At 54.9% G+C, this 12,678-nt stretch carries 9 protein-coding genes; 5 read left to right on the top strand and 4 right to left on the bottom strand.

Features of this window, described 5'->3' with window-relative positions:
• The first annotated feature begins 30 nt into the window (after nucleotides 1-30).
• The 5 genes from B5G10_RS03665 to bglX all read left to right on the top strand — a co-directional run bounded on the left by B5G10_RS03665 (nucleotide 31) and on the right by bglX (nucleotide 8,978).
• Complete coding sequence (locus B5G10_RS03665) at nucleotides 31-1,164, top strand: glycosyl hydrolase (RefSeq protein WP_087423401.1); 1,134 nt, start codon at nucleotides 31-33, stop codon at nucleotides 1,162-1,164.
• An 86-nt stretch (nucleotides 1,165-1,250) separates the two neighbouring features.
• On the top strand, nucleotides 1,251-2,600 hold the full coding sequence (locus tag B5G10_RS03660; protein ID WP_087423400.1) for an FAD-dependent oxidoreductase: 1,350 nt from the start codon (nucleotides 1,251-1,253) through the stop codon (nucleotides 2,598-2,600).
• Between the two features lie 101 nt (nucleotides 2,601-2,701).
• Nucleotides 2,702-4,921, top strand: coding sequence for a glycoside hydrolase family 3 C-terminal domain-containing protein (locus B5G10_RS03655; RefSeq protein ID WP_087423399.1), 2,220 nt, complete (start codon nucleotides 2,702-2,704; stop codon nucleotides 4,919-4,921).
• Nucleotides 4,922-4,939: 18 nt separating this feature from the next.
• Nucleotides 4,940-6,727 carry a DUF5040 domain-containing protein gene (locus tag B5G10_RS03650; protein WP_087423398.1) on the top strand — a complete coding sequence of 596 codons (1,788 nt, stop codon included), beginning with the start codon at nucleotides 4,940-4,942 and terminating at the stop codon, nucleotides 6,725-6,727.
• 22 nt (nucleotides 6,728-6,749) lie between these two features.
• On the top strand, nucleotides 6,750-8,978 hold the full coding sequence (bglX, locus tag B5G10_RS03645) for a beta-glucosidase BglX (RefSeq protein ID WP_087423397.1): 2,229 nt from the start codon (nucleotides 6,750-6,752) through the stop codon (nucleotides 8,976-8,978).
• A gap of 245 nt (nucleotides 8,979-9,223) precedes the next feature.
• Here bglX and B5G10_RS03640 read toward each other — a convergent pair whose 3' ends face one another.
• From B5G10_RS03640 to B5G10_RS03625, 4 genes are all read right to left on the bottom strand, one after another.
• Nucleotides 9,224-9,949, bottom strand: a complete 726-nt coding sequence (locus B5G10_RS03640) for a DUF5131 family protein (protein ID WP_087423396.1) — start codon at nucleotides 9,947-9,949, stop codon at nucleotides 9,224-9,226.
• Between the two features lie 189 nt (nucleotides 9,950-10,138).
• Nucleotides 10,139-11,296 (bottom strand): sodium ion-translocating decarboxylase subunit beta, encoded by a 1,158-nt coding sequence (locus B5G10_RS03635; RefSeq protein WP_087423395.1) that lies wholly within the window; start codon nucleotides 11,294-11,296, stop codon nucleotides 10,139-10,141.
• A gap of 4 nt (nucleotides 11,297-11,300) precedes the next feature.
• Nucleotides 11,301-11,729 (bottom strand): biotin/lipoyl-containing protein, encoded by a 429-nt coding sequence (locus B5G10_RS03630; RefSeq protein ID WP_087423394.1) that lies wholly within the window; start codon nucleotides 11,727-11,729, stop codon nucleotides 11,301-11,303.
• Nucleotides 11,730-11,755: 26 nt separating this feature from the next.
• On the bottom strand, nucleotides 11,756-12,670 hold the full coding sequence (locus tag B5G10_RS03625) for an OadG family transporter subunit (protein WP_087423393.1): 915 nt from the start codon (nucleotides 12,668-12,670) through the stop codon (nucleotides 11,756-11,758).
• Nucleotides 12,671-12,678 lie beyond the last annotated feature (8 nt).

Here is a 12,678-nt window from a genome sequence, read left to right as displayed (position 1 = left end):
GCCTATTGTGTTATTCCGAAATCGAAGAAAATGGTAAATCGCATAATCCAAATCATATTGCTCCTGAACATCGCCTTGCTCATGGCTTGTGGCTCCAGCCCCAAGATGAGCAAGAGCGCTCAGGCGCTGGCCGACCCCAAAGCCTCGGCAGAAACGGTGCAGCTGTACCTGAAACTGCAAAAGAATCTGAACAAGGGTATCATGCTCGGCCACCAGGACGACCTGGCCTATGGGTACAACTGGTTTGAAGAACCCGGGCGGTCGGATGTAAAATCGGTCTGCGGCGATTATCCTGCCGTGTATGGCTGGGATATCGGGGGCATCGAGAGGGGCAACTCGACCAACTGCGATTCCATTTCGTTTGAAGCGCTCAAAGCCTATGTGCGCCAAGCCGACCAACAGGGAGGCATATCGGTCTTTACCTGGCGAGCCAGCAACCCCGTTACCGGCGGCGACGCCAGCGATTGCGGTCAACACGATGCCGTGAAACTGATCTTAGAGAACGACTCGGTTCAAAAAATATACCTCGCTTCGTTGGACAAGGTGGCCCGCTTTTTTGCCAGCTTGACCAACGAGGCGGGAGAACCGATCGCCGTTATCTTCCAACCCTTCCACGCACACAACGCCAATCGACCGCTGTGGTGGAACGAATCACAATGTACGTCCAACGATTTTAAAAAACTATGGGTGCTCACGGTCAACTACCTGCGCGACCAAAAACAGACTCACAACCTGCTGTATGCCTACTCGGTTTACTCGGGCCAGGCATCGAACGACCTGCAGACCTATTATCCCGGCAACCGCTATGTCGATATTATTGGCATCAGCTCGATCTTGTTACAAGACGAAGACTACAACGGACAAAAGTTCGTTCAGGGGCTGAAACGCGACATTGCCGTCGTTACCCAATTTGCCGAGAAGAACAAAAAGATACCGGCTATTACCAGCACGGGGCTCGAAGGGGTGAAGATATCGAGCTTCTTCTCGCAATACCTCTACCCCACCATTTCGCCCTACCAACTGTCGTTTGTACTGTTTGGCGAAAATGCCTGGAACGAAGAGAAACACTATTTCATTCCTGTGCCGGGACACCCCGCAAGCGAAGACTTCATGCTCTTTGCCTCCTACCCCGACATACTCACTTGCAGTGACTTGAAAAGATAATTATCAAACACACAAACCATATAACTCCTGGATACGTTATGAAACCCAACAAAATATCTCGAAGAGATTTTCTCCAAAAAAGCGGCATGCTGCTGGCCGCCACGGCCGTCCCCTCTATCTTGCAGGCCGGGGAGAAACAGCCTACCCTCTCGATGAAGAAACGCAAAATACAAATCGACAGCGACTGGGATGTGATTGTCGTTGGCGGTGGCCCCTCGGGGTGTACGGCCGCCATATCGGCCGCTCGCGAAGGTGCCAAGACACTGCTTATCGAGGCTACCGGTCAACTGGGCGGTATGGGTACCACGGGTATGATCCCGGCCTGGTGCCCTTTCTCAGACGGTGAGAAGATTATCTACCGGGGCCTGGCCGAGAAGGTTTTCCTCGCCGCCAAAAAGGGGGTACCCCACGAACCGGCCAACAAACTGGACTGGGTGGCTATCAACCCCGAGCAACTGATGACCGTCTATGACGACCTGGTTTGCGCCTCGGGGGCCAAGGTACTTTTCTTCTCCCGACTGGCCGATGTCGAAATGGCTTCGGACGATACAATCGAGGCTATCATCGTGGCCAACAAGAACGGGCTCTCGGCCTTCAAGGCCAAAGTGTTTGTCGATTGTACCGGCGACGGCGACCTGGCCGTATGGGCCGGGGCCAACTATTTCATGGGCAACCCCGACGAAAAGGTGCAACGAGCTACGCTGTGCTTCTCGATTGCCAATGTCGATACGTATGGCTACATGACCAACCCCAACCTCTATTGGGAAAACAAAGACAGTCCCATTCACGATGCCCTCAAGTCGGGCAAATACCCGCTTATCGACCAGCACAGCTGCAACAACCTCATCGGCCCCAGTGTCGTGCAATTCAACGCCGGCCACATCGACATGAAAAATGCGACCGACCCCTGGCAGGTATCGGAGGCGATGGTGAAAGGGCGCAAGGTAGCTGCCGAATACCTGCGCATGCTCAAGGACTACCAGCCGCAGGTATATGGCAACGGCTTTATTGTGAAGACCGCTTCGCTGCTGGGTATCCGCGAGAGCCGACGCATCGAGGGCGACTATATCTTCACCATTCACGACTGGCTCGAGCGCCGCAGTTTCGACGACGAGATTGGCCGCAACTGCTATTTCGTGGATATCCACATCCCCGGCTACGAGGCCAAGCACTACGGCAAGGGCGAATCGCACGGTATTCCCTACCGTATCCTCACACCCAAGGGGAAGAAAAACCTGCTCACTGCCGGTCGTTGTATCTCGGCCGACGAAGAGGCTCTGGGCAGCCTGCGGGTCATGCCGCCTGCCCTGGTTACCGGCGAAGCTGCCGGCATGGCTGCGGCTCTGGCGGCCAAGCAATCGCGTCCCGATGTGCATCAGGTAGATGTTGATTTCTTGCGTAAACGTCTGCGGGAAGAGGGACAGTATTTCAAATAAAAGACCGATGCGGCACGCCGGTCTCACCCCCTATGAAGAGTGTCGGTTGTGCCCGTCATAGTGACTTGTTTGTCACACTTCTATTTTTCACTAAAACGATTATGAAGCACTCACTATTCAGAATATGCAGTTTGCCGGTCATCCTGCTGACCCTGGCGACCCAACTGATGGCTCAAGAGACGGTTCCGCCCTACCTGGACGACAACCAGCCCATCGAGACCCGCATCGAGGATGCCTTGTCGCGCATGACCCTAAAAGAGAAAATCGCGTTGATACACGCTCAATCCAAATTCAGTACGCCGGGATGTCCCCGGCTGGGTATTCCCGAGCTGTGGCTCAGCGACGGCCCGCACGGGGTGCGCATGGAGTTTGTCTGGGACGACTGGAACCATGCCGACTGGACCAACGACTCGTGTACCGCCTACCCGGCTCTCACCTGCCTGGCCGCCACGTTCAATCCCAAACTGGCCTTTGAATATGGCAATGCCATAGGTCAAGAGGCCCGCTATCGTAAAAAGGATATTATCCTGGGCCCCGGTGTCAATATTTACCGCACGCCGTTGAGCGGGCGCAACTTCGAATACATGGGCGAGGATCCCTACCTCTCGTCGCAAATGGTTGTACCCTATATCAAAGGCATGCAGCAAAACGGGGTAGCCGCCTGCATGAAACACTTTGCCCTGAACAACCAGGAGAAGAACCGCGACCGCATCAACGTCGAGGTGAGCGACCGCGCTCTGTTTGAAATCTATCTGCCTGCCTTCAAAGCCGGTGTGCAAGAAGGTGGCGTGTGGGCCATCATGGGCTCATATAATAAATATCATGGCCAGTATTGCAGCCACAACGAGCGGCTTGTGAACCAAATCTTGAAGAAAGACTGGGGCTTCGACGGGGTGATGCTTACCGACTGGGGCTCGGCTCACGATACCGACGAAGCGGCCCGCTATGGTCTCGACCTGGAGATGGGTACCTGGACCAACGGTTTGACCTGGGGCATCAGCTCGGCCTACGACAACTACTATCTGGCCCAACCGTTCCTGAAGAAAATCGAGAGCGGCGAGCTGCCCGAGTCGCTCCTCGACGAGAAGGTGCGCCGGGTTCTGCGCCTGTGTTTCCGCACCAATATGAACCGCTACCGCCCCTATGGTTGCAAACTCACTCCCGAGCATGCCGATATTGCCCGCCGGGTGGCCGAAGAGGGTATCGTGCTGCTCAAGAACGAGAACCACTTCTTCCCCATCGAGAAGGGACGCTACCAGAAGATTGCCGTCATTGGCGAGAATGCCGTCAAGCAATTGAGCCAGGGTGGCGGCTCGTCGGAGCTGAAACCGCAAAGAGAGATTTCGCCCCTCGAGGGGATGATCGAAAAATACGGTCGGGAACATATCGTATTTACCCTGGGCTACGCCTCGGGTGAACCCAATTACAGCAACGAACTGCCCTCGGGGCTCGATGCCGACTCGCTCGTACAGGAGGCCGTGAAGGTGGCTCGCGAGGCCGATGTCGTGCTCTTCTTCGGCGGACTCAACAAGAATTTCCAACAAGATTGCGAGGGTGACGACCGCCGCAACATGGACCTTCCCTTCGGGCAGAACGAGCTTATCGAGAAGCTCATCGAAGCCAATCCCAACACGGGTATAATCCTCATCAGCGGCAACGCCGTGAGCATGCCCTGGATTTCGCAAATCGACGGTCTCATGCAATCGTGGTACCTGGGCTCCCAGGCCGGCACGGCTACAGCCAACGTCATCAGCGGCGAGGTGAGCCCCTCGGGCAAACTACCCTTCTCCATCCCGGTAAAACTGGAAGACAACAGCGCCCATTACTTCGGCGAGGAGTCGTATCCGGGTGTGAACAACACGCAATACTACAAAGATGATATTCTGGTAGGATATCGCTGGTACGACACGAAAAAAATCAAATCGCGTTTCCCCTTCGGGTATGGACTCTCCTACACCACGTTCCAATATGGCAAGGCCAGCACCGACAAGAAGAGCTACCAGCCCGACGAAACGGTGAAGCTCTCGTTTACCCTCAAGAACAGTGGCAAACGGGCCGGTGCCGAAACGGTACAAGTCTATATGAGCCAGAAGAAACCCAGCGTGCTGCGTCCGGTCAAAGAGCTTAAAGCCTTCAAGAAAGTCTGTCTGCAACCGGGCGAAGAGCAGGTGGTAGAGATCGAGGTCCCGGTGGCTTCGTTTGCCTTCTATGACGAGGGTATAGCCGATTGGAAACTCGAGAACGACAAATATATGCTGCATGTAGCTTCGTCGTCACGACAGATTCACTCGACGGCTACCATCGAAGTAAAAAACAAATAATCCCTTAAAACCATACCCATGAGCATAAATATAAAAATAACAGCCTTGGCCGGTATCCTGTCGCTTGCAGCCTTCACAACGCAGGCCCAGGAGCCTACCTACGACCACCACTTCCTGCTGGCGGGGGCTTCGTTTGCCGTCCCCGAAAACGGATGGTTCGAGCTGGTTTGCGAAGCGTTCAATGCCGAACCCCTGAACAAGGCAGTATCGGGCGACGCCATCAAGAACACGGCCTCCGACATGTACTACGACCGGTTTTACACGACCGAGGAGCTCGACCGCATCGATGCCTTCATCATCATGCATGTGCACAACCAGAATGTGGCCAGCACCAACGGCATCAAAGAGAACTACGAAGACTATACTCACAGCGAAATTCAAATGTACAACACGGCCTACGACTATGTCATCAAGCGCTACAAGGCCGACTGCTACAACCTCAAGTTCAATCCCGAGTCGCGTTACTACCAGACCGAAAACGGCAAGCCGGCCACGATTATCCTGTGTACCCACTGGCACGACTCGCGCATCGACTACAACCAAAGCATACGCACTCTGGCCGAACGGTGGCAACTTCCCCTCATCGAACTGGACGAAAACATAGGTTTTACCCGCAAGGTGCTCGATGCCGACGGCCGCCAGCCCAGCCTCAAGTATGCCGCCGATACCGAGAAGATCTACGACATCACCTTCGGCTGGCACCCGTTGCGCGGCAAGGAACAGTATATCCAGCAGAAGATTGCCTCGATTGCCATGAAGGAGCTCGAGAAACTCTTCACCCCCGTGCCTGCCTCGGTCGAAGTGAGCGAGAAGAGTATGGTAATTGCCCCCGAAGAGAAGGGCTACTTTGCCTGCCGGTTCACGGGCGTTCCCCCCTGGAATCTCACCTACACGGTCAACGGCGAGGAACATCAGCTCGACAGCATCACCACCAACCCGCTCATCGTCGAGGTTGACCCCGCGGGCGACGAGACCGTGGTGCGGCCGGTAGCTGTTACCAACGACTATACCGAAAACGGCAGCGTGACGGGCGAAGCCCACATCTACCAGGCACACCACACGGTGACTCCCACCTTCGACACCTATGTGCATCAGGCCAACAAAACAACCGCCTATGTCGATGCCGACCATCTGGAGGTGAAGGGAAATACCGATACCCACACCCGTGAATCGTACCTGTCGTTTGCCACCACCGGCATCGACCCCGAAGCCGCCCGTATAGCCCTGCGGGCCTATTACTACGACTGTGTCTATCCCAGCTGGCCCCGCAAAGAGACTCATCCGGTAGAGATTGCAGGCAATACCGAGTCGTACTCGACCATGACTTGGGATACGAAACCCGACCAATTTACCGTTATAGGAGAGAGCCCCGTACGGGCCGACGAGCTGGGTAGCTATATCGAATGGGATGTGACCGACTGGACTAAGGAGCAAATCGAGGCTGGAGCAAGCACGCTCACCTTCAGACTGCGTATTGGCGAAACCGATGCCACGGGACTGCTCTACTTCTACTCGTCGGAGGCCGACGACCCGCACAAACCGCAACTGCTCACCTCGGCCAATCCTACAACGGGTCTCGCCCAGGTTGATGCCAACGGGGTGAACGTATATACCCGCCCGGCTTGTGGCGAAGTGGTCGTCGAGGGTATCGACACTCCCACCCAGGTCACCTGCTACTCGCTGTGTGGACAAACGGTGTTCTCACAGGAAATCGACGGGAGCGCAACCTTCGCCCTGTCGCCGGGGCTCTACCTGCTCAACCTGCGCAACGAGACTTTGAACCATACTTGCAAGATAATTTTATAACCCACTTAATTCGACTTATACAATGAAAAAAGGATTGTTTGTCATCTGTGTCGCCGCCCTGCTCACCGCCGGGTGCAAGCAAACAGGCGCCACCGAGGAAGACCGCTTTATCGACAACCTGTTGAGCCAAATGACGCTCGAGGAGAAGATTGGCCAAATGAACCAACTCAGCTTCGACCAACCGCTCGACTCGATCAAAGCCAAGATTCGGGCTGGAGAGATAGGCTCCATGCTCAACATAGACCCCAAGCTCATCGACGAGATACAAAAGACGGCCGTCGAGGAGTCGCGACTGGGTATCCCCCTCATCATTGGCCGCGACATCATACACGGCTACAAAACCGTGTTGCCCATTCCACTGGGCATGGCCGCTTCGTTCGACCCTCAACTGGTCGAGGCCGGGACCCACATGGCTGCCACCGAGGCGCGTGAAGAGGGTATCACCTGGACCTTCGCTCCCATGCTCGACATCTCGCGCGACGCCCGCTGGGGCCGCATAGCCGAGAGCCTGGGCGAGGATCCCTATCTCGCAGGCGAACTGGGTGCTGCCATGGTGCGCGGCTTCCAGGGCGAACATCTGTCGGACAGCGACGCTATCGCCGCCTGTGTGAAACACTTCGTGGGCTACGGAGCTGCCGAGGGTGGCCGCGACTACAACTCGACCTATATCCCCGAAATTTTGCTGCGCAACGTATATCTGCCCCCCTTCCAGAAAGCAATCGAGGCCGGTGCCGCCACGCTCATGACCTCGTTCAACGACAACAACGGCATACCGGCCTCGGGCAACGACTTCTTGCTGCGCACCATATTGCGCGACGAGTGGAAGTTCGACGGATTCGTGGTATCGGACTGGTGCTCGATGAGCGAAATGATGTCGCACGGATTTGCCGCCGACCGCAAGGATGTAGCCCGCATCTCGGCTAACGCCGGGGTAGATATGGAGATGGTCAGCCAGACCTATATCGAACATCTGCCCCAGCTGGTTGCCGAGAAGAAGGTACCGATGGAGGTAATCGACAATGCCGTGCGCAACATCCTGCGCATCAAATACCGCCTGGGACTCTTTGAGAACCCCTACTCCAAACCGGGCAAGACGAGCACGATTTACTGCGACGACCACCTGAAGACGGCTCGCCGTGCCGCTGTCGAGTCGGCCGTGTTGCTGAAAAACGACGGCGTGCTGCCGCTCAAGGAGGGACAAACCGTAGCGATCATAGGCCCCATGGCCAATGCTCCCCACGATCAACTGGGCACCTGGTCGTTCGATGGCGACAAGAACCGCACCGTTACCCCGCTGAAGGCGCTGCAAAGCGACGAGTACAAGGGAATAAAATATATCTATGAGGCCGGCCTCGACTACTCGAGAGATACCGACACAAGCGATTTCGAACGGGTGAAGAGCGCCGTACGCCGGGCCGACGTGGCCATCGTCTTCGTGGGCGAAGAGGCTATCCTCTCGGGCGAAGCTCACTCGCTGTCGAACATCAACCTGATAGGGGCTCAATCGGAACTGTTGAAAGCCGTGAAGAGTACCGGCAAACCGGTAGTGATGGTGGTTATCGCCGGACGTCCGCTCACCATCGAGCGCGACCTGCCCTATGCCGACGCCGTGCTCTACAACTTCCACCCGGGCACGATGGGCGGCTTGGCCATCCTGGATCTGCTCTACGGACGGGAGAACCCCAGCGGCAAACTGCCTGTCACCTTCGTGCGTGAGGTGGGACAGATTCCGATGTACTACAGCCACAACAATACGGGACGTCCCGCCCAAGACCAAATCACCCCGCTCAAGGATATTCCTCTGGAGGCTCCGCAAACGTCGCTCGGCAACACCTCGTTCTACCTCGACTCGGGTAAAGACCCGCTGTATGTCTTTGGCTATGGACTCTCCTACAGTACCTTTGAATATGGCAATCTCAACCTCTCGAGCAACGAAGTGAGTGCTGCCGATACCCTAACGGTAACGGCCACCATCAAAAACAACAGCACAACCGACGGTACCGAAGTGGCCCAACTCTATGTGCGCGACCTGGTAGGCTCGATAGACCGCCCCGTCAAAGAGTTGAAAGGGTTCCAACGCATCTTTATCAAGGCCGGCGAAAGCCAGACGGTAACCTTCAAACTGCCCGTCTCGGAACTGGCATTCTATGGCAGAGATCTGAAGAAAAAGGTCGAGGCCGGTCAGTTTGACCTCTGGATTGGCCCCAACAGTGCCGAAGGGTTGAAGGCCTCATTCACCGTAACCGAATAGACATAGCTTGTAATTCATCACGTTTTTCATGTAAACATCTTCCCCGGGCAAACCACCTCCATACCATACTCAACCCGGTTTGTCCGGGGAGATTTCTCCACCAGGCAATCTCCTCGGCGCCCTACCCCTTAACCGAAGGTTGTCTCCCCACCTAACCGAAAACTTCTTCTTACATACATAAAAACAGAAAGGTCCGGCCAATCGCTCCATACAATCGGCCGGACCTTTTTTATCGTAAAGTTTTCCTATCGAAAAACTTCATAGTCGATGCCGGCCCGACGGGCCTGCGAGTACTGAAGGTCGCGGCGTATGCGATAGATGTGCCCCTCTTTGCGCAGCCGGGCACCCGTCTGGTGAAAATGGAAGGAGACCCCTTGCTCTATGCACTGACGGCGGATGTCGAGCACCCAGTCGTAGTCGCACACCCGGGCATCACTGCCCGACTCGCCACCCACCGAGACCTCGTCGATATCGCCGGTGAGCAGTCCGTGAAAATCGAGCGAGCCCAACAAGGGTTCACACAAAAGAAGTTTCTGGCAGATAGGCAAGGCTTTGAAGATGGGTAACCGCTTTTCGAGCTGCTCTTGATTTTCGATGGTGCAGGCTATGGTTACGTGGGCGTAACCGTTGCCCCAGTCGGCAGGAAGTGCTACCCCGAAACGGTCGATGCGCTTGGTAGGTATGACAAACGACAGGTCGCAGCGACGACGTATCATGGCCCAAGCTTCAGTTCGCCACTCGTCGGCCTCGGCGAGAAAGAAATCGGAGGTAAAGCAGGTATAGACTCGAGTTCCCGGCGGTATGCGGTATTCGCCATTGCGGCGACGGCGCAACGGCAGGTCGAAGGCGGCCGTGCGGGTAACCACCCGGCTGTCTTTGTCGTAGAGACTGTCGCGCCGATAGACATAACAGTGTCTGCACCCCTCGCTTATCTTGTGGCAGCCGTGCCACAAATTCCACATGACCGACATTTTGTTCTCTATTCTCCAGGCGAAAAAGGTCTGTCCTTTCCAAGACAAAGGTAATGCAACCCGATGGGAAATCAAAAAACAGAAGGGGGGGGAAGCCATAATAGGTATTATCCCTGCCCAGCTATAAAAACAGGGCGGTGCGCTCCAATAGGAACGCACCGCCCGAATTATCATAACTCTGCAAAGAGATTACGAGAGGAAGCCGAGCAGTACACCGGCAGCTACAGCCGAACCGATTACACCGGCTACGTTGGGACCCATGGCGTGCATCAACAGGTAGTTGGTCGAATCGTATTCGAGACCAATGTTGTTGGAGATACGGGCCGACATGGGTACGGCCGATACGCCGGCATTACCAATGAGCGGGTTGATTTTCTTGCTCTTGGGCAACACGAGGTTGAAGACTTTCACGAACAATACACCCGATGCCGAAGCAATGATGAATGCCATGAAACCGAGGGCAAAGATACCGAGCGTGCTGGGAGTGAGGAACTCGGATGCCTGCGTAGAGGCACCTACCGTTACACCCAACAGAATGGTGATGGTATCGCACAAGGGACCGCTTGCGGTCTTGGCCAGACGCGAAGTAACACCGCTCTCACGCAACAGGTTACCAAAGAAGAGCATACCCAGCAGGGGCAGACCCGACGGTACCAGGAAGCAAGTGAGCAGCAACCCGATGATGGGGAACATGATCTTCTCGTTCTGCGACACGGCACGAGCCGGTTTCATGCGGATAACGCGCTCTTTCTTGGTCGTGAACAACCGCATGATGGGCGGTTGAATTACCGGTACAAGGGCCATATACGAGTAGGCCGAGACGGCAATTGCTCCCATGAGGTTAGGCGCCAGTTTTGACGAGAGGAAGATGGCCGTAGGACCATCGGCACCACCGATGATGGCAATGGCACCGGCTTGGTCGGGGGTGAACCCGAGGGCCAAGGCAACCATATAGGCACCAAAGATACCGAACTGGGCGGCGGCACCTACCAGCATCAGTTTGGGGTTGGCAATGAGCGACGAGAAGTCGGTCATGGCACCAATGCCCAGAAATACCAACGGGGGATACCAGCCGGCACTTACACCTTGATAGAGGATGTTGAGCACCGAGCCCTCTTCATATATACCAACTTCGAGGCCTGCATCGATTTTGAAAGGGATATTCCCGATGAGGATACCGAAACCGATGGGCACGAGCAACATGGGTTCGAAGTTTTTCTTTATCGCCAAATAGATAAAGAACAAACCGACCACAATCATAGCCAAGTGCGGGAGGGTACAGTTGGCAAAGCCAGTGTATTCCCAAAACTGGACTAAATTATCACCTAAGAAATCTACAAATCCCATAGTCTTATTCAATTATGATAAGTTCGGTTCCTTCGAGTACCGAATCACCTTTGTTTACTTTGACGGCCGTCACTTTACCACTCTTGATGGCGTTGATGTTGTTTTCCATCTTCATGGCTTCGAGGATGAGCACCGTCTGACCAACGCTCACCGTATCGCCCACTTTTACCAGAATGTCGTTGACAACACCGGGCAGCGGCGACTTCACGGCGTCGGCACCCGAAGAAACGGTGGGTTTGGAGATAACGGGTTCGCCCGTAGCGGTACGCGGAGCCGACGAGGGTTTAGGGGTAGATACCTTAACGGGGGCAGCCTCTTCCATCTCGACATTGTAGGTAGTACCATTCACCTCGACATGGGCAATGTTTTTCTCTATATCGCCAACAGAAACCTTATAGAGGTTACCGTTGATTCTATACTTATACTCTTTCATAAGTTTTTTTAATTGTTATTTGGGAATTACTTTTTATGGGGAATTTCACGCAGCGAATAGATCTTCGAGTTCCACGGCGAGTAGGCTCTCTTCACCTTGTTGATGGTGAGGATGGTGTCTTCTACATCGTGAACTTCGAAGTGCTGATACAGAGCCATGGCGATTGCGGCATATACCTCGCCCGATTCACGGCCGAAGCCTTTCTCCTTGGCCTCTTCCTTGTCAGAGATACCGTGTACGCGCATCGCGTTGCGCTTCTTGATGAGTACCGAAATCTGGCCGATAAGACGGAACAACAGATAGAGCAGCAACAGCCCCAAGAAGACGATGGCCATGGCCATGATGGCCATACCTACGCCAAAGGGATCGTGCTCGGCAAACATCTCGATCTTCACGTTGGAGTCGAGCGTAATGTTGTTGGTGCTCGGTGTCACGTAGCCCGATTGCTCATCGCCGCCCTTGATTACCCATTTGCCTACTCCATCCTCGATGCGAGCATAGGAGTGATCGGCGGGTATTCCGGCGGGCACCGTAACCGAGTCGATGAGGTCGCGCCCGTTGGCATCGTAAAGGCCAATCCAGTTGTCTTTTGTCGGATCCAGCTTGAAATTCACATGGAACGTACCCCGGTTGGGCATATCGTCAGCCCAGAAGAGCAGGTGCTGACGGGGAGGCATCTCGGTGAGTACATCGCCCTTGGGGATGGGATATTTTTTGGGATTGTTCCTGTCGTTGGTCAAGTAGCAGCTGCGCACATCGACGGTACCAAAGGTGGTATTGAAGAGCTCGATCCAGGCCGACTGACAACCGTAGTCGTCCTGATAGTTGGTTTCGTTGGTGACCAAGACTTCATTGATACGCAAACCTTTTCGTCCCTGTGCCCATGCCGATGACACCATAAGGGAGGCAAACAGGAATATCCCTAAGATTTTTTTATTCATCGTTTTAT

This window comes from Barnesiella sp. An55 (assembly GCF_002161555.1).
GTDB classification, from domain to species: Bacteria; Bacteroidota; Bacteroidia; order Bacteroidales; family Barnesiellaceae; genus Barnesiella; species Barnesiella merdipullorum.
Note: the sequence above shows the minus strand (reverse complement) of the source record. Positions and strands in the feature narration are given on the sequence as shown.